The 24368-nt window shown below is 38.2% G+C and carries 27 protein-coding genes; 9 read left to right on the forward strand and 18 right to left on the reverse strand.

What is annotated here, in order from left to right; all coding sequences use genetic code 11:
* Positions 1–53: 53 nt before the first annotated feature.
* From MT391_RS11265 to glpX, 3 genes are all read left to right on the forward strand, one after another.
* On the forward strand, positions 54–638 hold the full coding sequence (locus MT391_RS11265) for an anthranilate synthase component II (protein WP_499498060.1): 585 nt from the start codon (positions 54–56) through the stop codon (positions 636–638).
* Between the two features lie 64 nt (positions 639–702).
* Positions 703–1923, forward strand: a complete 1221-nt coding sequence (locus MT391_RS11270; protein ID WP_499498062.1) for an aspartate aminotransferase family protein — start codon at positions 703–705, stop codon at positions 1921–1923.
* Between the two features lie 71 nt (positions 1924–1994).
* On the forward strand, positions 1995–3005 hold the full coding sequence (gene glpX, locus MT391_RS11275) for a class II fructose-bisphosphatase (RefSeq protein ID WP_028869398.1): 1011 nt from the start codon (positions 1995–1997) through the stop codon (positions 3003–3005).
* Between the two features lie 68 nt (positions 3006–3073).
* Here the strand turns inward: glpX and coaA are convergent, their stop codons facing one another.
* The 10 genes from coaA to aroE all read right to left on the reverse strand — a co-directional run bounded on the left by coaA (position 3074) and on the right by aroE (position 10386).
* A complete protein-coding gene (coaA, locus tag MT391_RS11280) occupies positions 3074–4039 on the reverse strand; it encodes a type I pantothenate kinase (protein ID WP_499498064.1) in 966 nt (321 codons plus the stop codon).
* A complete protein-coding gene (locus MT391_RS11285) occupies positions 4032–4676 on the reverse strand; it encodes a uridine kinase family protein (RefSeq protein ID WP_499498121.1) in 645 nt (214 codons plus the stop codon). Before MT391_RS11285 ends, coaA begins: the two co-directional genes overlap by 8 nt.
* Positions 4677–4784: 108 nt before the next feature.
* Entirely contained in the window at positions 4785–5393 is a 609-nt protein-coding gene (locus tag MT391_RS11290; protein ID WP_028869395.1) for a thiol:disulfide interchange protein DsbA/DsbL, read from the reverse strand.
* Between the two features lie 51 nt (positions 5394–5444).
* Entirely contained in the window at positions 5445–6434 is a 990-nt protein-coding gene (locus MT391_RS11295; protein ID WP_499498066.1) for a serine/threonine protein kinase, read from the reverse strand.
* A gap of 72 nt (positions 6435–6506) precedes the next feature.
* Complete coding sequence (gene ccoG, locus MT391_RS11300) at positions 6507–7910, reverse strand: cytochrome c oxidase accessory protein CcoG (protein WP_028869393.1); 1404 nt, start codon at positions 7908–7910, stop codon at positions 6507–6509.
* 336 nt (positions 7911–8246) lie between these two features.
* A complete protein-coding gene (locus MT391_RS11305) occupies positions 8247–8615 on the reverse strand; it encodes a hypothetical protein (RefSeq protein WP_028869392.1) in 369 nt (122 codons plus the stop codon).
* Positions 8616–8745: 130 nt separating this feature from the next.
* Positions 8746–8946 (reverse strand): DUF4250 domain-containing protein, encoded by a 201-nt coding sequence (locus MT391_RS11310; protein WP_028869391.1) that lies wholly within the window; start codon positions 8944–8946, stop codon positions 8746–8748.
* Between the two features lie 38 nt (positions 8947–8984).
* Positions 8985–9248, reverse strand: a complete 264-nt coding sequence (locus tag MT391_RS11315) for a YihD family protein (RefSeq protein ID WP_028869390.1) — start codon at positions 9246–9248, stop codon at positions 8985–8987.
* A 34-nt stretch (positions 9249–9282) separates the two neighbouring features.
* On the reverse strand, positions 9283–9561 hold the full coding sequence (locus MT391_RS11320) for a DUF1488 family protein (RefSeq protein WP_028869389.1): 279 nt from the start codon (positions 9559–9561) through the stop codon (positions 9283–9285).
* 6 nt (positions 9562–9567) lie between these two features.
* A complete protein-coding gene (gene aroE, locus MT391_RS11325) occupies positions 9568–10386 on the reverse strand; it encodes a shikimate dehydrogenase (RefSeq protein WP_028869388.1) in 819 nt (272 codons plus the stop codon).
* Positions 10387–10643: 257 nt separating this feature from the next.
* On the opposite strand from aroE, the gene MT391_RS11330 reads away from it, so the two are divergent.
* On the forward strand, positions 10644–11657 hold the full coding sequence (locus MT391_RS11330) for a class I SAM-dependent rRNA methyltransferase (protein WP_028869387.1): 1014 nt from the start codon (positions 10644–10646) through the stop codon (positions 11655–11657).
* A 78-nt stretch (positions 11658–11735) separates the two neighbouring features.
* On the opposite strand, the gene MT391_RS11335 is transcribed toward MT391_RS11330, so the two are convergent.
* From MT391_RS11335 to MT391_RS11370, 8 genes are all read right to left on the reverse strand, one after another.
* Complete coding sequence (locus MT391_RS11335; protein ID WP_182690088.1) at positions 11736–12884, reverse strand: 5-(carboxyamino)imidazole ribonucleotide synthase; 1149 nt, start codon at positions 12882–12884, stop codon at positions 11736–11738.
* Between the two features lies 1 nt (position 12885).
* Positions 12886–13368, reverse strand: a complete 483-nt coding sequence (purE, locus tag MT391_RS11340; RefSeq protein WP_028869385.1) for a 5-(carboxyamino)imidazole ribonucleotide mutase — start codon at positions 13366–13368, stop codon at positions 12886–12888.
* Between the two features lie 196 nt (positions 13369–13564).
* A complete protein-coding gene (gene tsaC / locus MT391_RS11345) occupies positions 13565–14134 on the reverse strand; it encodes an L-threonylcarbamoyladenylate synthase type 1 TsaC (RefSeq protein ID WP_028869384.1) in 570 nt (189 codons plus the stop codon).
* Between the two features lie 55 nt (positions 14135–14189).
* Complete coding sequence (locus MT391_RS11350) at positions 14190–14750, reverse strand: DNA topoisomerase family protein (RefSeq protein WP_028869383.1); 561 nt, start codon at positions 14748–14750, stop codon at positions 14190–14192.
* 1 nt (position 14751) lies between these two features.
* Positions 14752–15228: a Smg family protein gene (locus MT391_RS11355; protein ID WP_028869382.1), complete on the reverse strand. Its 477-nt coding sequence runs from the start codon at positions 15226–15228 to the stop codon at positions 14752–14754.
* A gap of 8 nt (positions 15229–15236) precedes the next feature.
* Complete coding sequence (gene dprA / locus MT391_RS11360; protein ID WP_483826404.1) at positions 15237–16340, reverse strand: DNA-processing protein DprA; 1104 nt, start codon at positions 16338–16340, stop codon at positions 15237–15239.
* 52 nt (positions 16341–16392) lie between these two features.
* Positions 16393–17205 carry a cache domain-containing protein gene (locus MT391_RS11365; RefSeq protein WP_169727664.1) on the reverse strand — a complete coding sequence of 271 codons (813 nt, stop codon included), beginning with the start codon at positions 17203–17205 and terminating at the stop codon, positions 16393–16395.
* A gap of 249 nt (positions 17206–17454) precedes the next feature.
* Positions 17455–18534 (reverse strand): LysM peptidoglycan-binding domain-containing protein, encoded by a 1080-nt coding sequence (locus MT391_RS11370; protein ID WP_051369191.1) that lies wholly within the window; start codon positions 18532–18534, stop codon positions 17455–17457.
* Between the two features lie 95 nt (positions 18535–18629).
* On the opposite strand from MT391_RS11370, the gene def reads away from it, so the two are divergent.
* The 5 genes from def to MT391_RS11395 are packed head-to-tail and all read left to right on the forward strand — an operon-like array spanning position 18630 to position 24303.
* Positions 18630–19142, forward strand: coding sequence for a peptide deformylase (gene def, locus MT391_RS11375; protein WP_028869378.1), 513 nt, complete (start codon positions 18630–18632; stop codon positions 19140–19142).
* A 28-nt stretch (positions 19143–19170) separates the two neighbouring features.
* Entirely contained in the window at positions 19171–20124 is a 954-nt protein-coding gene (fmt, locus tag MT391_RS11380; protein WP_499498071.1) for a methionyl-tRNA formyltransferase, read from the forward strand.
* 5 nt (positions 20125–20129) lie between these two features.
* On the forward strand, positions 20130–21428 hold the full coding sequence (gene rsmB, locus MT391_RS11385; RefSeq protein ID WP_499498073.1) for a 16S rRNA (cytosine(967)-C(5))-methyltransferase RsmB: 1299 nt from the start codon (positions 20130–20132) through the stop codon (positions 21426–21428).
* A gap of 42 nt (positions 21429–21470) precedes the next feature.
* A complete protein-coding gene (trkA, locus tag MT391_RS11390; protein WP_028869375.1) occupies positions 21471–22847 on the forward strand; it encodes a Trk system potassium transporter TrkA in 1377 nt (458 codons plus the stop codon).
* A gap of 10 nt (positions 22848–22857) precedes the next feature.
* Positions 22858–24303, forward strand: coding sequence for a TrkH family potassium uptake protein (locus tag MT391_RS11395; RefSeq protein ID WP_499498075.1), 1446 nt, complete (start codon positions 22858–22860; stop codon positions 24301–24303).
* Positions 24304–24368: the final 65 nt, after the last annotated feature.

The following is a 24368-nucleotide window of genomic DNA, read 5'->3' on the forward strand; positions in this document are numbered from 1 at the left end:
ACATACGTTAGTAATGATAAAATGGATCTTTATTTTTTAGATGAACCAGAATTATGCTGTTAATGATCGATAATTATGACTCCTTTACTTATAACTTAGTTCAGTATTTTGGTGAGCTACAGCAGAAAGTGATCATTAAACGCAATGACCAAATTAGTTTACAGGAAATTGCTGACCTAAACCCTGAGCATATCGTTATTTCCCCAGGGCCTTGTACACCTCATGAAGCGGGAGTGTCGTTAGCAACCATTGAGCGTTTTGCAGGGCAAATTCCAATCCTAGGGGTGTGTTTAGGGCATCAAAGTATTGCGCAGGTTTTTGGCGCTAATGTGATTCGAGCCAATAAAGTAATGCATGGTAAGAATTCATTGATAAATCATGATAATAAAGGTGTTTTTACAGGTTTGAATAATCCATTAAATGTCACTCGCTACCATAGCTTAATTGTGCAGGAAGGGAGTTTGCCCGCTTGTTTTGATGTTTCTGCAAGAGTTATCCAGAGTCAGGAAATTATGGCGATTCGTCATAAAGAGTTTGCCTTAGAGGGGGTACAATTCCATCCTGAAAGTATTCGATCTGAGCAAGGTTTAATGCTGCTTAATAATTTTATTAATCAAGATCTTGGATTGTCAAAATAAGTGCGTATATTAACCATTTATTAGGTCATTTTATTCATGTTTTAGCCAGTTAAAGGAACTCTTTATGTCAAACACTCACATTACACGTTCGCTATTTGATCAAGTTATGGTGCCAAACTATGCTCCGTTAGAAATGATCCCTGTGCGCGGTGAAGGTTCGCGAGTGTGGGATCAACAAGATAATGAATATATTGATTTAACTGGTGGTATCGCTGTTAATGCTTTAGGTCATGCCCACCCTGAATTGATACAAGCTTTGACTGAGCAAGCGAAAAAGTTATGGCATGTCAGTAATATATATACAAATGAGCCAGCGCTAAGCTTGGCACAAAAATTAGTGGATAATACGTTTGCCGAAAAGGTGTTTTTTGCAAACTCCGGTGCTGAAGCGAATGAAGCTGCATTAAAATTGGCTCGTCGAGTTGCATTTGATAAATATGGCATAGATAAAACTGAAATCATCGCTTTTTACCAAGGTTTTCATGGTCGTACATTCTTTACCGTTACTGCTGGTGGACAAGCCTCTTATTCCGATGGTTTTGGTCCTAAACCTGCCGCTATTACGCACCTTGAATACAATGATATAAATGCACTTGAAAAAGTCATTTCAGATAAAACTTGTGCGGTTATTTTAGAGCCATTACAAGGTGAAGGTGGTGTTTTACCGATCACGCCTGAATTTGCACAAGGGGTAAGAGCATTGTGTGATAAACATAATGCGTTAATGATTTTTGATGAAGTGCAAACAGGTATGGGTAGAACTGGTAACTTGTTTGCTTATATGGGGTTAGGTGTCACTCCTGATGTATTGACGTCAGCTAAAGCACTGGGCTCAGGCTTTCCTATAGCAGCAATGCTAACTAAAACCTGTTATGCAGAACACTTAACCGCTGGTACTCATGGTACAACATTTGGTGGTAATCCACTTGCTTGTGCCGTTGCCGGCAAGGCCTTTGACCTTATTAACACAGAAACAATGTTAACGGGTGTAAAACACAAAGAAAAACTAATACGTCAACACCTACAAGCCATTAACGATGAGTTTTCTATCTTTAAAGAAGTTCGTGGTGCAGGTTTATTGTTAGGTGCCGTATTAAATGAACAATATCAAGATCAAGCTAAAGTTTTCTTTTTAGAGGCTGCTAAGCAAGGTCTACTTATTTTAGTGGCGGGGGCAAATGTACTGCGTTTTGTACCAGCTTTAAATATTTCAGATGACTTAATCGAGCAAGCAATGCTGAAATTAAAACAAGCAGTAAAAAATATCGTCAATAAAGATACTTAAGAGCAAAGTTGTCATTCTGTAAATGAATGACGTTTTGCTTCAATTAGATTTAAAAACTGGGAGCTCATAAGATGAGACGCGAATTAGCAATAGAATTTTCTCGAGTAACGGAAGCGGCAGCATTAGCAGGATACAAATGGTTAGGCCGAGGTGATAAAAACACCGCTGATGGTGCTGCTGTAGAGGCGATGCGCCTTATATTTAACCAAATAGATATTGACGGTGAAATTGTTATTGGTGAAGGCGAAATCGATGAAGCGCCAATGTTATATATTGGTGAACATGTGGGGACTGGTGTAGGTGATGCGGTTGATATTGCTGTAGATCCGATTGAAGGCACTCGAATGACTGCAATGGGACAATCAAACGCATTGGCAGTACTTGCCGTTGGTGAAAAGGGTAGCTTCTTACGTGCACCAGATATGTATATGGAAAAGCTTATTGTTGGTCCTAATGCTAAAGATGCGATTGATTTAGAGCGCTCACTAGAGCAAAACTTAAAAGCGATTGCATTTGCCCTAGGTAAATCATTATCTGAATTGACCGTCGCTACGTTAGCAAAACCACGCCATGATCGTATCATTAAAGATATGCAGGGTATGGGTGTACGTGTATTCGCGATTCCTGATGGTGATGTAGCTATCTCTGTATTGGCTTGTATGCCAGATAATCAAGTTGATGTGTTGTATTGTATTGGCGGAGCCCCTGAAGGTGTTATTTCAGCGGCTGTAGTACGTGCTCTGGATGGTAATATGCAAGCACGCCTTATTCCTCGTCCAATGGTCAAAGAGCCGACAGAAGAGAATATTCGCATTGGTAAAGAAGAAGTTGCTCGTTGTGAAGCTGTAGGCATTGAAGTTAATAAAGTATTAAAACTTGAAGACTTAGTGAAAAATGATAACGTTATTTTCTCGGCAACGGGTATTACTAAAGGCGATTTAGTAGAAGGTGTTTCTGTTAACGGACGTTTAGCGACGACTGAAACATTATTGGTACGTGGTAAATCACGTACAGTGCGCCGTATTCATTCAACACATTATTTAGACCGTAAAGATCCAAACTTAAAAGATATTATCCTTTAACGGTTTGTTGCTTAATAAAAAAGGCGCCTAGTGCGCTTTTTTTGTATCTATAATATTTATAATAAATATCATTTTCGTAACTTAACCTGGCTCACTTGATGATTAATCGATTTTTTTAGAATTAAATTAGCTCGGTCACGGGTGGGGCGAATATTTTCTTCTAAATTAATCCCGTTAATTTCATCCCAAATTTTAGCTGCTATTGCGATCGCTTCTCGCTCAGTCATTTTTGAATAACTATGAAAATAAGCATTGGGATCAGTAAATGCACCTTCTCTAAATTTCAGAAAACGTTGAATATACCAAGTTTTTAAGAGCTCTGTATCAGCATCAACGAAGATAGAAAAATCAACAAAATCAGAGACAAATACTCGATGAGATTGTTCTGGATCGTTTAATGCCGCAGTTTGTAATACATTCAAACCCTCTAAAATAACAATATCAGGCTGTTCAAATTGCAATGACTGATCCGGAATAATATCGTAGGTTAAGTGTGAATAAATCGGTGCAGTTATTTTCTTTTTACCCGATTTAATCGCTGAGACAAATTCGATTAACGCTTTAATATCAAAGCTTTCAGGAAATCCTTTACGATGCATTAAATTACGAGCCACTAAATCTTTATTAGGGCGTAAAAAACCATCAGTTGTTACGAGGGCAACTTTAGGATGCTCTGGCCAACGTGATAATAAGGCCTGTAAAATACGTGCCGAAGTACTTTTTCCAACGGCAACACTCCCAGCAATACCGATAATATAAGGTACTTTTTCATTATGCGCATCAAGGAATTTATCACGTACAGTATGTCGATATTGGCGTGCACCCACATATAAGTTTAATAAACGAGAAAGTGGTAAATAGATATCTATCACTTCCTGCATTGATAAGGACTCATTGATACCTTGTAATTGGGTGATATCCTCTTCTGACAGCGTTAATTTAACATTGTCTCGTAAATGCGCCCATTCATTACGCTCAAAGTGCATATAAGCGCTAAGCAAGCTTTGTTGGTTGAATGCCGCATGATTACTCATTAGGTACTGCGCTTGTTTCTTCGAAATAAATTGATTTGCTGTTACCAATTGGGTCATCGGCATAAAGGTGGTATTGCCCTGCAGGCTTAATTAGTAACTCAAATAGATTAACCAGTGCCTCTTGAGACTCTTCAATATTAGCTTGTTCATGTAGGCGTTTAAGAGCTGTATCAAAATTACTTTTTACCCAACAACTATAATCATAGAGATCTAAATACGCCTCTTGTAATAGATAAACACCTTCGATCAAGATGATATCTATATTATTAAAGTTATAATCTACTTTACGCGGGCATTCTGCATCGTCTAAGTTGACTGATGTTTTAATGCTACCAAATAATTTCAAAGGTAGTACTAACTCTTCAAACATCTCGTCAAAGCGATAAGCATTTAAATAATATTCTTCGGGGCTGTTCATGACGTTAAAGCGAATGCTTTTACTCGCTTCCCAATCATCAGTATGAATAACCGCTACATTTAAACCATCTAATCTTAGGGCTGCGGCTATTTTTTCGGTTAATGCACGTTTGCCACTGCCTTCGATACCACTAATAGCAACAACTTGTGCTTTGGTGGATTCTTTATGGTTGTGTAGTTCTTTAATAGCACTTTTCATTTGTGCCGCATTATTAAACATGGTTTTCAACGATCATCTCCCTATCTAGACGGCGCTATTATGCCACAAAAATGAAAAAAGCCACTAAAGTGGCTTTTAATTTTAGATAAGGATACTTTAGTGCCTGATTTAATCAGTTTTTTTAGTTAAAAATGTCACTAATTCAACGAACTCAGCAGTGCTTCTCACTGATCCTGTATTTACTTTATATTTACCATTAACAATCAGTGTTGGTACACCGCGAACTTTAAAGTTTTCAGTATTACGCTTCATTTGTGAAGCAAGGCCATTAACAGGGAAGCTAGCTAAAGCGCCTTTTGCTTCCTCTTCAGACACACCGGCTTTATCAAAAATAGCTAGGATATCTTTTTCACCATTAATAGGTTTACGTTGTGTATGTATTTGATCAAAGATAATACTAGTCACTTCTTCTTTAACATCTAATAGATCAGCTGCAGCGAAGGCTTTAGTTACTTCTGGACCCATGTTACCACCTAAGAAGTTAACGTGATTTTTCTTAACCGCTACATCAGCTGGTAATTCGCTTTGTAATGTTTTCATTAGGGGTTCAAATTTAAAACAATGTGGGCAATAAAAAGAGAAAAACTCTAAAACTTCAGGCTTTTCTGTGGCTGTTTGTTTAATAACATCATAATGCGTGCCTTCTTTGAAATCAGCCGCGTTTACACTTAACGGTAATAAGAATAAGCCGATTAATAGAGCAAAAACCTTTTTCATATTTGTTCCTTTATTGTATTTAGAGTCGTAATTAGTATTTATTATTTTTAATTAGTACTGTGGTTGAAGTGTTAAAGGTGCTTCATCCAATAATAATAACTGTTGTTGCAAGGATTGTAGCAAGTCTTTCCAGTATTGGTCAGTTATAAACCATGGAAAGTTTCGAGAAAATGCCGGATCTGCCCACCTATTGTTGATCCAGCTCACATAATTGATGATGCGCATTGTGCGTAACGCCTCAATATACGGCAATTGTTTGGTATCGAAGTCAAATTCTTCTTGGTATCCTTCTAAAATCATTGATAACTGTAGTTGTTGTTCACTACGGTCTCCATTTAGTAACATCCAAATATCTTGTATTGCAGGGCCCATTTTACAATCATCAAAGTCGACCCAATAAGGCAGATCTTCTTTTAGCAATATATTACTCGCATGTGCATCACCATGAACGGCAATCAATTTTAATTTAGTAGGATTAGTCGCTTTTATTTTTTGTTGAATTTGCTCAATGACAGTGAAAAGAGGGGATTTAACAGTATTCGGTATATATTCACAGCTTTTTAAGTCATTTAAGGCTTGTTCAATGGTGGTGACCATATCGAAATTTGGTCGAGTGGTAAATTGATGCTGAGAGCCGATTTTATGTAATTTTCCTAAAGCTATACCTACATCATATAAACTATCAATATTATCAACTGCTAGAGTGCGAGCAGAGAGGTTATTAAATAAGGCAAAATGATAGCCTGCAAACGAGTGTAAGGTTTTGTCATCAAACATAAGTGGTACAGATAGATTTAAACCCGATGCTAATAAGCGTTGACTAAATGCATGGTCTTCTAATAATTGTTGCTCGTTCCAACGTCTTGGACGATAGAATTTAACCACATAACGCTGTTTATTCTCATCACTAAATGAGTAAACGCGGTTCTCATAAGAATTTAACGCTAATAAACCTGTTTCAGGATAAATTCCAATGCTTGCTAAGGCGTCCAACTGACACTCGGGTGTCAACTTTCGATAGCTTAAAGGTTCGTTTTGCATTCTTTTCTCCAACAAAAAAAGGCGCAACTAACAATTAGCGCGCCTTAATAAGGTTAATTTAACAGTATTTACTTACAAGCCAAGAAAGAATGAAGCATCTTGTTGGATTACTTCGTCGCTATCATCTACGTTAGTTAGTTTGATAGTAATAGTTCTTTTTTTCTCTTTAATATCATAAGGGTCAACAGCAATGGAAATTGGTTGAGTAAAAATTTCTCCAGAGCTTATAGTTACTTGCTTCGGCCCTATCATGGTCGCATCTTTTAACCCTGAAAAAGTAATATTGTAGGTCTGTGCTTGAATCGTTTTATTGAGTACTTTTAAGGTATAAGTATTTTCTATTAAACCATCAACGTTTTCACGATATAAAGAAGTTCTATCACGTAAAATTTCCATCTCTACTTTGGTTAATGTGGCTATATTAACAAAAAACAAGACAAGCATGACAACCAACATCAACCCATACCCAATGATTTTAGGGCGCATTAGCTTGGTTTTTTTACCTTCCAATATTTGTTCTGATGTGTATGAAATCAAACCCCTTGGATAACCCATTTTATCCATGGTTTCATCACAGGCATCAACACAGGCACCACAGTTAATGCATTCATATTGTAAGCCGTCACGAATATCTATGCCTGAAGGACATACTTGCACGCATAAATCACAATCAACACAGTCACCCAACTCAGTTTCTGAACGGTCTATTTTACGTGAACGAGGGCCGCGCTTTTCACCACGTGTCGCATCATAGCCAACACTATAAGTGTTCTTATCAAACATGGCAGATTGAAAGCGTGAATATGGACACATATGAATACAGAAAATAGAACGCATCCAACCCGCATTTGCATAGGTTGAGAAAGTAAATATAAACACCATTAATAAAACAAGCATGCTACTTTGACCGGTGAAAAAATCACGATAAAGCGTTTCAACAGGAACAAAATAAGAGCAAAAAGCAAGGGCAGTAAATAATGAAACTATTAACCAACCGGTGTGCTTCGCTGTTTTTCGCCATATTTTATTAAAACTCCACGGCATTTGATCAAGTCGTTTACGTTTATTAGCCGTGCCTTCAAAGCGTTCTTCGAACCATATAAAAATAAAGGTCCAAACTGTTTGTGGGCAAGTGTAACCACACCAAACTCGCCCTAAATAAGTGGTGAAGAAGAACAGGGCAAAGGCGGCTATTATAAATACCCATGCCAGCAAGGTTAGATCTTGAGGAAATAGAAGCATGTTAAAAAGATGAAATTGTTGCTTATCAACATCAAATAAAACAGCTTGATGTCCATCCCAACGGATCATAGGAATGGTGAGGAATAATAGAATTAAACCCCAACCTGTTAATTTACGAATTTTCTGAAAAAGGCCGTAAGCTGCACGCACATAAATACGATTGCTTGGATTAAAACGATCGGCACTTTCTTTATGAGTTGTCTTGATCTCTTTAATTTTAATTTTCTGCGTCATTTGTAAACACCTGCTGTAAATAATACCGCGATTATAAAGGAATTATGAGTGAATAAATGCAACAGATAAAACAAAAACTATGCTCAAATTACTGCTTTATAATAAATACTTAGCTATAAATAGTAATGATTATTGTTTAACTTATTTTTGCTCTGAATGAGCTTGATTTGGAAGATTAGTTCGCAGTTTGTTTAGCAGTAAACAAATCATTATTAAATTTAAATCTTTGGGATAGATCATTTAACGAAGAAAATCGTGGTATTGCATGGTTTACTTTATTTTGAGCTGAAGTAATTAAAGCTTCGCAATAAACAAAGCTTTATTTAATACTAATGCTTATAGTGTTTCACTACAGCCTTTCGCACTCATTACTGGTATTGCAGTCGCTTTTGCTGTGTTGTAAGCACTGTCTAGTTTTACTTTTGTACTTTCAGTGCTGATACCTGCTGCTGTAAGCATGCTTGAACCTGACTCAAGGTTGGCTGCTTGTGCTTCGTAAGTAACAAAAGTTTGCTTGATTGCAGAGCAACTTAGACTAGGGAAGTTTGTATTAAGTAAGTTGCTTGTTAAGCTGCTAACAGAGCTAGTAGCGCCGTCAGTGGCAGAGGTCGCTGCTGAGTTAGCTGTTGAAGTAAGGTCTGAGCTAGTAGTTTGACAACCAGCTAGTAGGGCGCCACCTAATAAAATTAAAGCAATTTTTTTCATTTTTTAGTTCACTTATAGTTTAAAGAAATAGAAGTGTATTTTTTAAAATGAAAACAATCAATAAGGTAATAGGATGTTATTGATATAATATCCTATTACCGACTTACTAGGATTGCTTTGTTGATGACCTTTATTGCGGGGAATGTTGTTTAAACTGATGGTGCTCCTGATCATAAAAAAAGTCATGCTTTGCCAGTCTTTCTACTAGTAGTGACTTTTCAATTTCATAGGTAACACAGAGATCTTCAAGTGTTTCACTTTCATTTCTTAATTTCATATTAACGATGCTAAGCAGCATATTAACATCCATTTTTTTATAATTTTCTAACATTGCCTTCATCCTTTTTATTGATTAAGTCTATGTCCGTTTTATAATAAACCGCGTGCTTTTAATAATGCAGTTTGAAAGTCATCTTCACAATCTTTTGCTATGCCAGGAATCATGTCACCTTTTGCAGTTTGATCCATTTTTAAATGATAAATAATCACTTCATCTGTTAACTCTGCAACCGATTTATCAAACCCTGATTCAGTTGCTATTAACTGTAATACTTCTAATAAACTCAATTCTTGATTTTTTAACCAATAAGGCTTTATTAGCGCTAAAATTTCATTGATACGATGAGTTTGCATATATTAGACTCCTTGTAATGGATACATAACTTAATTAAGCCGTGATCAGGATTTCTCCATACTCACTAAAAGCTTGTTGATTAATTAACTCTTCTGCGAGATCTTCAATATCAAAACGAGCGCCATCAAATAACATTAATGCTAATTTTTCATTAGCTTTTATTGGCATACTAAATTGCTCACTTAATTTTTTTAATGTTTCCCAAGAGATAATACATCTAATTAAGTGCCCTTGGCATTGAGCTTGAAACTCTACTTGTTGTAACTGAGCGTTATAGTATTCGTTATCTGCAAAAATAATACTTTGATTCATATTAAATTAACCGGCTAAATTATGACGTAATTCATTTAACACTTGTTTCGCGCCAGGTTTGACACCGCGCCAAATAGCAAAGCTTTCTGCCGCTTGGCCAACTAACATACCTAAACCATCAATGGTTAAGCGAGCACCATTCTCTTTTGCCCATGCATTAAATGCCGTTACTTGAGCATTATAAGTCATGTCATATATGGCTGTTTCTGGGGTGATCAATGCCGTGGATATATTTGGTAAACTACCGTGTAAACCTGCTGAGGTAGAGTTGATAATGAGATCAAATGGACCTGATAAATCACTAAATTCAGAGGCATTAATATTTCCTAATGCTTTGAAAATAGAGACCAAGGTTTCAGCCTTTTCAAAAGTACGGTTTGCAATCGTTAACTGTGCAGGATTTTCAGCTAAAAGCGAACTACATACACCACGTGCAGCGCCACCAGCGCCTAATAATAAAATGCGTGCGCCGGTTAGGTTTACATGGTTATTTTTTAAGTCTAAAACTAACCCTGCACCGTCAGTGTTATCACCAATAATTAACCCGTCATCAGTTTTCTTTAGTGTATTTACTGCACCGGCTAAACGTGCACGATCCGTTAATGACTGTGCAAACTGAAAAGCTTCTTCTTTAAAAGGGGCAGTAATATTGCAGCCTTTTGCATTACTATTAAAAAAGGCTTGAACTGCTGCAGTGAACCCCTCAACCGGTGCTTCAACAATACCGTAAGACATCTGTTGCTGTGTTTGATTAGCAAATAAAGTGTGGATAAAAGGCGATTTACTATGTTTGATTGGATTGCCAAATACAGCGTACTGATCCATGTGAGCTCCGATTTCAATAAATTTAGTAAGGGTTAATTTATCATGTATGTGTTATTCAGGGTATTTTATGAGGTACTTTTCAGCGCTTTATTATAAATAAATTAGGCGTTTCTTAATAATTGAAGGTTGCTAACTCAAGCATACTTATTTTCGAGCAAGTTAGTGTTGTTAAGCTTTGCAGTTTGTTAATATAGTGGTTCATTATCTGGCATATCTTTCTGCTAAATAGCTACTTTCCTTTACTGAGTTTTTTGATTATGCCAATAACTACTTTATTAACCACTGCGTTAGCAAAACGCGAGACCCTTATTAATAATTTATCAAACGCTAATTTACCAAAAACAGATTGTTTTCGTGTTTTTCATGGCACGGTTGAAGGTGTTAACGGGCTTAATATTGATCGTTATGGTGACGCTTGGTTAATTCAGACTTTCCATCAAACACTTAATGAGGAAGAACTACAATCAATCCATAACGTATTGTTAAGTGCAGCTGATTTACCTGTTGTATATAACGATCGGTCTAATAAAAACTCTCGTGTTATCAATGAACTTGATGTAGACATTGATGCTTATGCACATTCCGATCAAGTGATCGCTGAAAATGGCATATTGTTTAATAGCAAGCTACGCCATGAAGGACAGGACCCGCTATTATTTTTAGATATGCGTGTTGGGCGTGAGTTTGTTAAAGCAAACAGTCATAAAAAAACGGTACTAAATCTGTTTTCATATACCTGTGGTATTGGCACTGCTGCTGCGGTAGGTGGCGCAAAACGGGTGGTTAATGTTGATTTTTCCTCTTTTGCATTAGCGGCAGGAGAAAAAAATGCGCAGTTGAACGGAGTTGAATTAGTTTGCCAGTTTATTCAAAGTGATGCTTTTCCGGCATTACGCCAGTTAGCTGGGCTTAAAGTCGCGAGCCGAAATAATAAAAAACTGCCTAGTTATCCTAAAATGTCTGCTTCTCAGTTTGATTTGGTCTTTTTAGATCCACCTCGTTTTGCTAAAAGTGTATTTGGTACCGTGGATTTGGTCAATGATTACCAAAGTCTATTTAAACCGGCAGTGCTAACGACTAAACAGGGCGGCACCATTGTGTGTTGTAACAATGTAGCGAAAGTTGATAAAGAAGCATGGTTTAAAAGTTTAGTCCGTTGTGTTGAAAAACAGGGCAGAGAAGTAAGTCATGTTGAATGGTTAGATTGCCATCAAGATTTTCCATCGTTTGATGATAATCATCCATTAAAAATAGTGGCCTTAACCTTATAATAATTATACTTATTATGCATATCAGTAGACACAAAAAAGCCGAGTAAACTCGGCTTTCTCTTCAAATATTAGAGTGTATTAACTTTCTAACAAACGTTGTGCGGCACTTTTTATACCTGGATAATTTTGTTCAGGTAAAATATCAGCCAGTTGTAACAATTTACCAGCTAATGCTGTATTGCTTTCTGCTGAGACGTTAATATGACCCATCTTACGACCATCACGTTGTGCTTTTCCATACCAATGACTTTTAACATCACTGATGCTAAGTACTTGCTCACTGATACTCGCCTGACCTAACACATTGATCATCGCACTGACTTTTTGCAACTGAGTATCGCCTAATGGTAAACCGGCAACCGCACGCATGTGGTTTTCAAACTGACTACAAGCCGTACCTTGTTGTGTCCAATGACCTGAGTTATGTACACGCGGAGCAATCTCATTGACCATCAATTGTCCATCTACATCAAAGAACTCAATTGCTAATACACCAATATAATCCATTTCTGTTGATAATTTATTAAATGCATCAATCGCTTGTTGTTGGATGCTAAGATCCATCTCAATAGCCAAGGATAAGGTTAATACACCATCCGTATGTTGATTTTCAGTAACAGGGTAAATTGCAATGTTTCCCGCTTTATCACGCGCACCAATTACTGATACTTCACGATTAAAAGGGATCATCTTTTCTGCAATAATACTATGTGGAAAACTTTCTGTACCCGTAGCAATAAACTCAGCCATTTCAGCCCAAATCAGCTCCAGTTGGTCGACTGATTTTAAGCGCCACTGGCCTTTTCCGTCATAACCCGCTTGGCAGGTTTTAATGACTAACGGTAAACCAAGTAATGAAACTGAATCAGCCAAGTGTTGCTTTTCAGTGATCAGTTTATAAGGGGCAGAAGGAACGCCAGTATTATCAAGTAGGGCTTTTTCAATACTGCGGTCGCCACCAGCTTTGATTGCGGCTTTACCTGGAAAGAACTTACTACTTGCGCAGCAAAGTGTGAGTACATCATCTGGAATATGCTCAAATTCACAGGTGATCACATCAACAAATGCGATAGCCTGTTCAAGTGTTTGCTCAAATGATTGCAACGTTAGCGGATGAATAACTTGTTTTGAGCCCACATCATAAGCGCGCACATTCAAATTTAATGGGGCAGCTTCTAAGCTCATCATACGTGCAAGCTGTCCTGCACCTAATACTAAAATGTTCATATTAAATCGCAGGATCTGGGTTAGCTAAGACAGTGTCTGTTTGTTTTTGACGGAATGCATCAACTTTAGCGAGTAGATCTGGTTGCTGACAAGCTAGAATTTGCGTTGCTAATAGTCCCGCATTGGCAGCACCCGCTTCGCCGATAGCAAGCGTACCTACTGCAACGCCTTTAGGCATTTGGCAAATTGATAATAAAGAATCGATACCTTTAAGTGCCTTAGATTGAACTGGAACACCTAATACAGGTAAGCTGGTAAAAGCGGCTGCCATGCCTGGTAAGTGCGCAGCACCACCTGCACCTGCAATAATCACTTTAATGCCACGTTCAGCAGCGCTAGAAGCGTAATCGGCTAATAGTTGTGGAGTACGGTGTGCAGAAACAACACGTGTTTCATACTCAATACCAAAAGAATCTAGCATATTTGCTGCGTGTTTCATGGTCGGCCAGTCAGATTTTGAGCCCATAATAATACCAACTTTCATGCATACTCCTGTATAGGGGATTATTTAAATATCGTTCAATGATACGCGCGATTATATACCCGTTACCCTACAAGATGCAAAGTTCGGCCTGTCAATTAGGGAATTGAGATGAGGCTAAAAATGTAGGAATTTTAGACACCTTCATTTTAACCATGAAGGTGTTAATTTAAGCAATGATTAATAGCATATTAAGCAATCAACGTAAGCGTTTACCGGTTAATGCATCATGGATTTGTGAAGGGTTTTCTAACCCCGTGACAGGCTGATCAATCACATAATCAAGAAGTGGGTGATTAACAAACATTTGCTCGACTTGTAACGTGGTAGTGCAGGCTTGTTCACCCGATAAGTTTGCGCTGGTGGAAATGATTGGCTTACCAAATGCGGTGCATAATGCTTGGACTACAGGGTGTTTGGTTACTCGGACGGCAATACTATCAAAGTCGCCGCTGACCAATTTTGATAATGAGCTTTGCACAGGTACAACCCAGGTAAAAGGGCCGGGCCAAGTGGCTTTAATATTATCCAGCTGTTCAGGACTTAATGATGAAAAGTCGGCATAACTTTGTAATTGCTCGATATTTGCGGCAATTAGAATTAACCCTTTATGGGCGGGGCGTTGTTTTAAATCGAGAATTTTTTGAATCGCTACTTCGCTATCAGGATCACAACCTAAGCCAAAAACAGATTCAGTAGGGTAAGCAATAACACCCTGTGTTGTTAACGCTAAAAGTGCTTGAGAAAGCGAATCTTCGTTGATCGTCATTAAGAGTCCCACTAATTATAAAGTTTAAGCTGTTTTAATACTAAACAGCCGATAATTATATAGGCTTACTTCGATAACCACATCCTTTTTTAGGACAGATTATACGTGTAGCGGTAGCCGTTTTCCGTTCAACTAATATAGGCCACTTACATTCAGGGCAGAACTCATTCACGGGTTTATCATTCACTGCATATTTACAATCAGGGTAATTGTCACAGGCATAAAACGTTTTACCAAAACGAGATTGACGAGCAACTAAATGGCCGTTTTTACAGCTTGGGCAGGGGACTAAGTTTTCTTTTACAGTGCTTTCTGTTGCCTTATTTTGCTCAGATAATTGCGCAGTATGCTCACAATTAGGGTAGTCACTACAACCTATAAATAATCCAAAACGGCCTTGTTTTAACACCAATTCATGCTGGCAAAGAGGACAGCAGCTACCTGTTAATACCTTTTTGATGTCGCTTTTTTCATGCAATGGCCGTAAATAATCACAGGCAGGATAAGCACTACAACCCAAAAATGGTCCTTGCTTACCGTTTCTAATATGTAATGGTGACGCACACCTGGGGCAAGCTTCTGACATTTTCTTGTGGTGTGTATCTAAATTGGCCATGTTAGTGGATCAGTCCTTCTTCGAAATCCATTAACATCGACTCTAATTGTAAGAATGCATCATCACTGACGGGGTCGTTGAATAAAACCATTAGAATCAACCATTTTACATCTTCTAAAATAAGTTCACCGTCACTGTCTAATGACATAATGCAATCAATGACCATTTCTCGCGTATGTGTTGTTAGTATTTTAGCTTCTTCTAAATAGCTAATGTAATTACGCGACTCTAATGAAATTTGGCGCTGCTCTATTTTGTTATAGATTCGATGAGAGGTTGTTTTTTCAGCAATGGTTCTGCTTTGTGGTTCTTGGTTATGCATATTAGCAAGGTTGTCTAACCAAGCTAACGCTTTGTGAATTTCTGACTTCTGAAAGCCTTCTTGCATCAATTCATCGGTCACCTCTTGTGTATCAAGTTCCATTGTTTGATCAACTTGGATATAACTTTCAAAGAGATACATGATAATTTCGAACATAACGGACCTTATAACTTAATGTAACCTTGCGGTTGGACGTTAATTATACCATTTATCTCTAATTCTATTAACTCATTTTGTAAGGTCACTACATCCCAACCGCTGCGGGCTAAAATAGTCTCAAAGCTGGTCAGGTGATAGTCGATCATATCGAGTAAAACATGTTGGTTTTTAGGTGTTTTATTTTCTTTTCCCAAGGAGGGGGGGGAAATGTTTAATAGCGGGAATTCTTCTAATATATCAACACTGTTTAAGACTAATTTAGCACCTTGCTGGATCAGTTTTAAACAACCGCAAGCCTGTGGATTATCTATTGAACCTGGTAGCGCAAAAATTTCTCTGTTGTGCTCTGCGGCATAACGCGCAGTGATTAATGAACCACTTTTTACTGAAGCTTCAATCACTAACGTGCCTAAGCTTAAGCCTGAAATAATTCGGTTACGACGAGGGAAGTTACTTGGGTAGGCAGGAGTATCAGGCCAAAATTCAGAGATTAATAACCCTTTTTCACGAATTTTATGGGCTAATGACAAATGGCGTTTCGGATAAATATTATTAAGGCCGGTACCTAATACCGCAATGGTCGCTCCCGTTTCTTTTAACGCACCTTGATGGGCGACACCATCAATGCCTATTGCTAAACCGCTGGTGATGGTTAAACCTGCTTGAGTAAGTTGTTGCGCTAATAACATCGCTTTTTCTTGCCCATAGGGAGTACAACTGCGACTACCGACAATAGCAATTTGTGGCGAGTTGAGTAATGCTAAGTTTCCCTGCGTGAATAATAAGAGAGGTGGGCTGCTGATCTGTTTTAATAAGCGCGGGTAGCGAGGGTCTGCATAGCTGATAATAGCTTGATCTGGTGCACTATCTTGCCAATCGAGACAAGTTTGTATATGTAATTGATTAGGGGATAAAAAAGCACTTATTTGTTTGGGGTCAAGGTTATGTTGACTTAATTGTTTTGCATTAAGTAGGAATAACTGTTGAATAGAGTAATGTGATAGCAGTGTAAAAATTTTGCGCTTTTGCAAACCTGGAATAGCATCAAGTGCTATCCAGCAATATAGTGGATCAAGTTCGCTATCTTGTTCAAATAGATTTTTTTGAATAACAACCTCTCTTAATTAAAGAGTCTGCCCTGTAAAATGCTAACCCTTAAACTTAATCTTTAGTACTTGGCTCATTACTTATTTTTTCTCGCAATATAATGCGTATACCTTCACCATTTTTAAATATATCTTCTAGAGAATGAGTCATCTTTTCTGATGTTAATGCAGTTGTTTGTAAGTGTTTACCTCGGCCTGGCAAGTATTTGCTCCAGGATTTTTTAGGATTTGGGTGTGTTAATAATTCGTTATCTGAATCAACAAGGTAGATCAAAAAATCATTAGATTCAGTTAAATATTTGAGCACATATGTCATATCTAAATTGATGATGACCATGCCAGAAAAAGCGCCATCAAAATAGACAGGGTGAGCGATCCGGTAGGTAGGATTAATTAATTGTTCTATAGCCCCTTGTTCTCTATTTAAATCAAAGGGTGAGTGCCAAAGCTCTCCTGCAGGCGTTTTTTGAGTGGCGGTAAAATATTCACGACTACTTTTATCTTGCAGTGCTGCTTCTTTAATGATCATGGGTGCTGAATCATTACTGGATTGTTCAATTCGAATTTTTTCTTGGCCTTGAGCATCTATAAAGCGAACTTGCATATAATACTTATTAATAGTCGCTGCAGTGAGGAATAACTCACTCAAACTATCTCGGTCTGATTCTTGGTTTTTAGCGATGTAGGCATTCATGAAAGGCGTATCAACCAGCGAAGTAAGTAATCTCTCCTGCTGGCTGATAATGTGTTTTAGGTACTCACGTTTAATTGCAATCTCATTGCTTGCTTTGATTTGTATTGAATTTTCTATCTCAGAAGCATTGGCGCTAGAAATAATCGAACCGTTAAATAAGTTTACAATGAACATCGTTAGCACAAACAAAAATTTAGGGCAGCTTGACGTCCAAATGCGAAAGTGCTTAGGCGTTTTAGAATAATTTAAAAATGCAAACTTATTGGATCTTTCTGTGTGCCTACTTTGATAGTGCATTTTATATTTTCCCAATTAATTAGTGTAAAACATTACTTTTTACTCGTTACTCGAGTAAGCCTAAAACGTTGAGATTCCGGTCGGTGCTTAAATATTATTTAGTGTTTATAAGTTATCGATGCTCGATTAAAATGGTAAACCTTCAATGTCATACTTAGCGCCCATAACATCTTTGCCGCGCATAATAATAGCAATACTCACTTGATCGTAGACTTTGAACACCATTAGTTCGCCAACTCGTTCAGGGGGAAGTATTAAATTTGCTTCACTTATCTTGTCGAATGCATCACCATCTTCTTTATAAATGATATTCGCATCCCTAATTAATAATGCAGGCCCAGAGCGCAAGATAGAAAACATAGAGCCGATCTTGATGCTGTCTATTTTACCTTTATTAATCACCACTACATCCCACTTTCCAATGGCCGTTGCATTATTTAAAGCAGATAAAATATGTCCTTTTTTACTTTTAGGTACTGGCTGAGGAATAAAGTAAGCAGGTAAAGAGTCAAATTCAGGAATAGATAAAATTAAATCGCCCTGTCGTGCTTCGCGAGAGCTTTTAATGAAGTCATGTGGTGTAACCTGATCAGTTGTATCAACATTGGGACTTTTTGATACCTGTGAATTACCAATAAAAATTAATTTTGTACCTAAACTATTGCCCGCTTCATCTTTATAGGTTTCACCTAAACGATAGATACCGTACAGTTTATCTTTATCGTAGTGTCCTTGAGCGTAAAAAATATCACCTTCAAAAAAACGTGGAGAGCCGAGTGCATCTCCCAATAAACGCGGTGCATTGTGTAATAAATCGGGATCAATAATATGGTCTTTTGATAAAAAGGCTGAAATCGCTTGTAATGGAATCGTTGGAATTGCTTGTGCTTTTTCTTGTAAGCGGGGGGTTGGCGATAATTTTTTTAATTGCTTACGTGTTAATCTCGGTTCACCATCTACCCAAATCAGATTTAAAACATCACCAGGATAAATTAAATGTGGGTTGTTTATTTGTGTGTTTGTTTCCCATAAACGCGGCCATAACCATGGGCTGTTTAAAAAATGAGATGAGATGCCCCATAGTGTATCGCCTTTTTGCACGATGTAGGTTTCTGGGTGATCTCCTTTGAGTTTAATCTTGTCTGCAAAAGCGGTCATTGACAGAGCGACACCTAATATAAGTGAAGCAATGAGTTTTAATTTCATAACAATCCTTGTCCTGTGATTAATAAAACTGTTTTTTGCAAAGGGAAATGACTAGAATTAACATTTTTAACATTAACTATGAGTGCGATAATACCATGCCTTTACTTGAAGTATTACATTTTCCAGATGAACGTCTAAGAACTGTAGCCCAACCTGTCGACAAGATCACTCCTGAAATTAAAAAAATTGCAGCGGATATGATCGAAACTATGTATGACGAAAATGGTGTTGGTTTAGCTGCAACACAAGTCAACATTCACCAACGCATCGTTGTTATTGATGTTTCTGACGAACGCAATCAACCAATTGCTCTGATTAATCCTACTATTCTAGAGAGTTCTGGCGTAGAAGTATCGGAAGAGGGTTGTTTATCCGTTCCTGATACAAATGCAGATGTTGAACGCGCAGAGTTCGTTACTTTGCAGTATCAAGATTTAGAGGGGGAAACACAAGTGGTGAAGGCTGATGGTCTATTTGCTGTTTGTATTCAACATGAATTGGATCATTTAAAAGGTAAATTATTTATTGATTATCTTTCTCCATTTAAACAAAAGCGAATTAAAGCCAAGCTGGAAAAATTACAGCGTCAAAATAAAAAGTTTTCATAATTTATTCTCATATCTATAAGGTTGTTTCGTGGAAAAACTTAATATCATTTTTGCAGGTACGCCTGATTTTGCTGCCAACCATTTACAAGCATTAATTGCCGCTGACTTCAATGTTGTCGCTGTTTATAGTCAGCCGGATCGTCCAGCAGGGCGAGGAAAAAAACTGACCGCAAGTGCAGTAAAAGAAGTGGCGTTAGCAAATGATATCGCTGTGTATCAACCTGAGAATTTTAAACAAAGCGAGAGTATCGAACAACTGGCTGCATTAGATGCAGATTTAATGATTGTGGTCGCTTATGGTTTGATTTTACCAAATAGCGTACTAACTACGCCGCGTTTAGGATGCTTGAATGTACACGGGTCTTTATTACCTAGATGGCGTGGCGCAGCGCCTTTTCAACGTGCTATTTGGGCCGGAGACAAAGAAACCGGTGTCACTATCATGCAAATGGATGAAGGGTTAGATACAGGGGATATGCTTAAAAAAGTAAGCTGTCCGATTGATGCAGGTGAAACTAGTGCTTCTCTATACGCAAAAGTTGCCAAACAAGCTCCAGCTGTATTAATTGAAACAATCAAGCAATTACAAGCAGGGCAATTAACTGCACAAAAACAAGATGAAAATGCGGCAACTTATGCTAAAAAGCTGAGTAAAGCTGAAGCCTTAATAGACTGGAATGATCAAGCTGAGTTTATTGACCGATGCATTCGTGCTTTTAATCCGTGGCCTATTAGCTATTTTAAATGGGCGGGACAAGTCATTAAAGTACATAAAGCGACGCTAGTTGATAAGGTTAGCACTGCGACAGCGGGCACTATTCTAGAGGTTGATAAAAAGGGTATTCAAGTTGCTACAGGCCAAGGAGTGATCAACCTTGAAGTGATTCAACTGGCAGGAAAAAAAGCAATGCCAGTCCAAGACGTTTTAAATTCTCGACGGGAACTGTTTACTGTTTCTAGCAACTTACTCGAACAAGGTTAATGATAATGAATGTACGTGCGATTGCCGCTAAAGTGTTAAATCAAGTTGTAGAAAAGGGGCAATCACTATCACAAGCATTGCCTGCTATTCAGCAAGAGCTTTCCCCTAAAGATAAAGCCTTAGTACAAATGCTTTGTTATGGCGTACTGCGTACATTGCCTCGTTTAGATTTTTTCTGTCGTTCATTGATGAAAAAACCTTTAACGGGTAAACAAAGAGATCTGCATTTTTTAATCTTAGTAGGTATTTATCAACTGCTATACACGCGTATTCCTAGCCATGCTGCGGTGGGGGAAACCGTTAATGGTGCCAAAGCCCTTAAAAAGCCTGCGTTAAAGGGCATGGTTAATGGTGTATTACGTAGTTTTTTACGTGAGCAAGAAAGCTTAATTGCTAAGGCCGATCAACAACCTGCTTTACTGTATTGCCATCCTAGTTGGTTAGTAAAACGTTTGCAGTCTGCTTATGGCGAAGAAAAAGCAGCTCAAATTATGACTGAAAATAACCAGCAAGCACCAATGTGGTTACGTGTAAATTCACGTTTTCATGATCGTGAACAATATCTTGCTTTATTAACCGAGCAAGATAAACAAGCAGAAATAACAGCGTTTAATGACAATGCATTATGTTTAGAAAATGCCTGTGACGTTTACCAACTACCTGGATTTGAAGAAGGTTGGGTATCAGTACAAGATGGCGCAGCGCAATTAGCGGCACATTATTTAGATGCACAACCGGGAGATTTAGTTTTGGATGCTTGTTCTGCGCCTGGCGGCAAAACCGTGCATACTTTAGAGCTACAACCAGAGTTGAAGCAGATGGTTGCTGTGGATTTTGATGAAAAACGTTTAGTACGTGTTAATGAAAATCTACAAAGACTTAATCTGCAAGCGACGGTTATTCATGGTGATGCAGCTAAACCAGATGATTGGTGGTCTGGAGAGCAGTTTGACCGTATTTTGTGTGATGCCCCTTGTAGTGCAACGGGAGTGATACGTCGCCACCCAGACATTCGTTGGTTACGACGCGATAGTGACATTAGTGAGTTGGTTGCTTTACAGAAAAATATTCTTCATGCGTTATGGCAAAAACTAAAACCGGGCGGCGTATTGTTATATGCAACGTGCTCTATTTTACCCGATGAAAATGATCAACAAATTAAAGCTTTTTTGGCAGCAACAAGTGACGCATCACTGATACCATTAGCTGCACACTATGATGGTCAAGCAGTAACTCGCCAAATTTTGCCAAACGAAGAAAAAATGGATGGGTTTTATTACGCTAAGTTGCAAAAAGCGTTATAAGTAGTCAGCGATAATTAGTAAATCGATAAGCAGTGAGATGACATGAAAATTATTATTTTAGGTGCAGGGCAAGTGGGTGCTTCTTTAGCGGAAAACTTGGTTGGCGAAAATAACGATATCACGGTGGTGGATGAAAACCACGAAGCTTTGCAAGAGTTACAAGATCGTTTTGATTTACGTGTTGTTCAAGGTAGTGCCTCAAGCCCACATACTCTCGGTGATGCCGGTGCTATTGATGCTGATATGTTGATTGCGGTAACCAATAGTGACGAAGTCAATATGGTTGCCTGCCAAATCGCATTTACCCTGTTTAACGTACCTAAAAAAATCGCCCGTATTCGTTCTCAAAGTGTGGTTATGCATGAGAAAGAATTATTCAATAAAGATGCCTTTCCGATTGACCATATTATTGCCCCTGAAAAATTAGTGAGTGATTATATAACCCAGCTAATTGAATATCCGGGGGCTTTGCAAGTGGCAAACTTTGCTAATGGCAAGGTTGGGTTAGTGGCGATCCGTGCTTATTATGGAGGGTCTCTAGTCGGTAATGCCATTTCTGCATTAAAAGAACATATGCCCAATATCGAAGCACGCGTGGCGGCAATATTTAGGCGTGGTAAAGCCATTCGTCCGCAGGGCACGACCATAATCGAAGCCGATGATGAAGTTTTCTTTATTACTGCAAGCCCCAATATTCGTGCCATTATGGGCGAAATGCAAAAGCTTGAGCACCCTTATAAACGCATTATGATTGTTGGTGGTGGTTATATTGGTGAAAGCTTAGCGAAGCGTTTAGAAAAAGAAAATTCAGTTAAATTGATCGAAAAGAATTTTCGTCGAGCAGAGTATTTATCTGAAACTTTATCCAATACTATTGTTTTCTGTGGTGACCCTTCTGACCAAGATTTACTGTTAGAGGAACATATCGACCAGACCGATCTATTTATCACTGTGACTAACGATGATGAAGCGAATATTATGTCGGCAATGTTGGCAAAGCGATTAGGTGCGAGAAAAGCGATGGTGTTAATTCAACGTAATGCTTATGTGGATCTGATCCAAGGTAATATTCTGGATATCGCCATTTCACCACAACAGGCGACGTTATCCGCACTACTAACACATGTGCGTAAAGCTGACTTAAAACACGTTTATTCGTTACGAGAAGGCCTAGCTGAGGCGATTGAGATTGTCGCGCGAGGCGACAACATGACCTCGAAAGTGGTGGGTAAAGAGATATCGCAGTTGAAATTACCAAAAGGAACAAGTGTAGGGGCAATTGTTCGTGATGAACAAGTATTAATTGCACATGATGATACGGTAATTGAAAGTGACGACCATGTGATCCTGTTCTTGGTGAATAAGAAGTACATTAACGACATCGAAAAACTATTCCAACCAAGTCCATTCTTCTTATAAGCTGTGTAATATGACCTATCGTCCGCTGTTTTTTATTACAGGTTTAGTACTGTCTAAAATGGCGGTATTTATGTATTTTCCCATGTTATTGGCTTTTTATAATAACACTTTGGGTGGCGTCGAGTTTTTCATTTCTATTATTATTACACATCTTGCTTCAGCTATTTTCTTATACCTAGGTGGCGAACAACAACATTCGCATTTAGGCGTAAGAGAGATGTTTTTATTAACCACAGGTGTGTGGTTACTTTCTAGTTTATTTGCAGCCTTACCTTTTGTTTTTATTGAGCATATTAGTTATAGCGATGCCTTTTTTGAAACTATGTCTGGTATTACTACGACCGGCAGTACGGTACTGCATGGTTTAGATACTATGCACCCGAGTATCTTGCTTTGGCGATCTATTTTGCAATGGTTAGGTGGTGTCGGTTTCATTGTAATGGGAGTTGCAATTTTACCATTTTTAAATGTTGGTGGCATGCGCTTGTTCCAAACCGAGTCTTCTGACTGGTCCGATAAATCCACGGCCAAAACACGTCGTGTTGCCTTAGATATATTATTTGTTTATGTGTTCTTATCTATCTGTTGTTTTGTTGGCTATCGAATTTCAGGCATGAATAATTTTGATGCCGTCAATCATGCCATGACAACCATTTCCACTGGAGGATATTCCACCTCCGATAGTTCGATGGGACACTTTTCCCATATTGCACATTGGAATGCGATTATCTTTATGTTTTTAGGTGGGTTACCTTTTTTATTATTGATTCGAGGTATGAAGCAAAAGTCATTACAACCGTTATGGAAAGATGCCCAGATTCAAGGTTTTGCATGGTTAGTGATTGCTTGTTCATTAAGTCTAAGCATTTATTTAGTCATGAGTGGCCAGTTTTCATGGCTTGATGCCATTAGGCTGAGTGTCTTTAATGTGGTTTCAGTGGTCACCACTACTGGTTTTGGTTTAGATGATTTTCTGACCTGGGGGGATTTCAGCTTGCTGATCTTTGCGGGTTTGTTATTTACCGGTGCTTGTTCTGGCTCCACTTCTGGTGGCATGAAAATTTTTCGTTTTCAAATAGCCTTTAGCTTATTAAAACGCCATCTAATGTTATTAATGCACCCGCACGCGTTACTGACGCAAAAGTACAATAATCGTAAAGTGAGCGATGAAATTTTACGTTCATTAGTGGCCTTTGTCATTGCCTATATGGCTACCATTGCAGTCTCTACATTATTGCTTACTTTATTTGGATCACAGGCCATGCTGGCATTAACTGCATCAATTACTGCGGTATCAAATGTCGGGCCTGGGTTAGTTGAATCAATAGGACCTTCGGGTAATTTTGCTGAACTTCCGAATGTTTCTAAGTGGATATTATCTATTTGTATGTTAATGGGACGCTTAGAGATATTAACTGTAGCGGTTATGTTTACAGGACACTTTTGGCGTCGTTAAACATGTTGTGGTGAATGTGAGCAATTTCCTCTGCGATAGTCTTGATTAATTGGAACGCATGTTCC

Source organism: Vibrio sp. 1-Bac 57 (genome assembly GCF_037546855.1).
GTDB lineage: Bacteria > Pseudomonadota > Gammaproteobacteria > Enterobacterales > Psychromonadaceae > Psychromonas.

Coding starts and splice junctions, on each gene's coding strand:
- MT391_RS11265 (WP_499498060.1), top strand. CDS start 54: ATGCTGTTAATGATCGATAATTATGACTCCTTTACTTATAACTTAGTT.
- MT391_RS11270 (WP_499498062.1), top strand. CDS start 703: ATGTCAAACACTCACATTACACGTTCGCTATTTGATCAAGTTATGGTG.
- glpX (WP_028869398.1), top strand. CDS start 1,995: ATGAGACGCGAATTAGCAATAGAATTTTCTCGAGTAACGGAAGCGGCA.
- coaA (WP_499498064.1), bottom strand. CDS start 4,039: ATGAGTAATCATGCGGCATTCAACCAACAAAGCTTGCTTAGCGCTTAT.
- MT391_RS11285 (WP_499498121.1), bottom strand. CDS start 4,676: ATGTTTAATAATGCGGCACAAATGAAAAGTGCTATTAAAGAACTACAC.
- MT391_RS11290 (WP_028869395.1), bottom strand. CDS start 5,393: ATGAAAAAGGTTTTTGCTCTATTAATCGGCTTATTCTTATTACCGTTA.
- MT391_RS11295 (WP_499498066.1), bottom strand. CDS start 6,434: ATGCAAAACGAACCTTTAAGCTATCGAAAGTTGACACCCGAGTGTCAG.
- ccoG (WP_028869393.1), bottom strand. CDS start 7,910: ATGACGCAGAAAATTAAAATTAAAGAGATCAAGACAACTCATAAAGAA.
- MT391_RS11305 (WP_028869392.1), bottom strand. CDS start 8,615: ATGAAAAAAATTGCTTTAATTTTATTAGGTGGCGCCCTACTAGCTGGT.
- MT391_RS11310 (WP_028869391.1), bottom strand. CDS start 8,946: ATGTTAGAAAATTATAAAAAAATGGATGTTAATATGCTGCTTAGCATC.
- MT391_RS11315 (WP_028869390.1), bottom strand. CDS start 9,248: ATGCAAACTCATCGTATCAATGAAATTTTAGCGCTAATAAAGCCTTAT.
- MT391_RS11320 (WP_028869389.1), bottom strand. CDS start 9,561: ATGAATCAAAGTATTATTTTTGCAGATAACGAATACTATAACGCTCAG.
- aroE (WP_028869388.1), bottom strand. CDS start 10,386: ATGGATCAGTACGCTGTATTTGGCAATCCAATCAAACATAGTAAATCG.
- MT391_RS11330 (WP_028869387.1), top strand. CDS start 10,644: ATGCCAATAACTACTTTATTAACCACTGCGTTAGCAAAACGCGAGACC.
- MT391_RS11335 (WP_182690088.1), bottom strand. CDS start 12,884: ATGAACATTTTAGTATTAGGTGCAGGACAGCTTGCACGTATGATGAGC.
- purE (WP_028869385.1), bottom strand. CDS start 13,368: ATGAAAGTTGGTATTATTATGGGCTCAAAATCTGACTGGCCGACCATG.
- tsaC (WP_028869384.1), bottom strand. CDS start 14,134: ATGACGATCAACGAAGATTCGCTTTCTCAAGCACTTTTAGCGTTAACA.
- MT391_RS11350 (WP_028869383.1), bottom strand. CDS start 14,750: ATGGCCAATTTAGATACACACCACAAGAAAATGTCAGAAGCTTGCCCC.
- MT391_RS11355 (WP_028869382.1), bottom strand. CDS start 15,228: ATGTTCGAAATTATCATGTATCTCTTTGAAAGTTATATCCAAGTTGAT.
- MT391_RS11365 (WP_169727664.1), bottom strand. CDS start 17,205: ATGTTCATTGTAAACTTATTTAACGGTTCGATTATTTCTAGCGCCAAT.
- MT391_RS11370 (WP_051369191.1), bottom strand. CDS start 18,534: ATGAAATTAAAACTCATTGCTTCACTTATATTAGGTGTCGCTCTGTCA.
- def (WP_028869378.1), top strand. CDS start 18,630: ATGCCTTTACTTGAAGTATTACATTTTCCAGATGAACGTCTAAGAACT.
- rsmB (WP_499498073.1), top strand. CDS start 20,130: ATGAATGTACGTGCGATTGCCGCTAAAGTGTTAAATCAAGTTGTAGAA.
- trkA (WP_028869375.1), top strand. CDS start 21,471: ATGAAAATTATTATTTTAGGTGCAGGGCAAGTGGGTGCTTCTTTAGCG.
- MT391_RS11395 (WP_499498075.1), top strand. CDS start 22,858: ATGACCTATCGTCCGCTGTTTTTTATTACAGGTTTAGTACTGTCTAAA.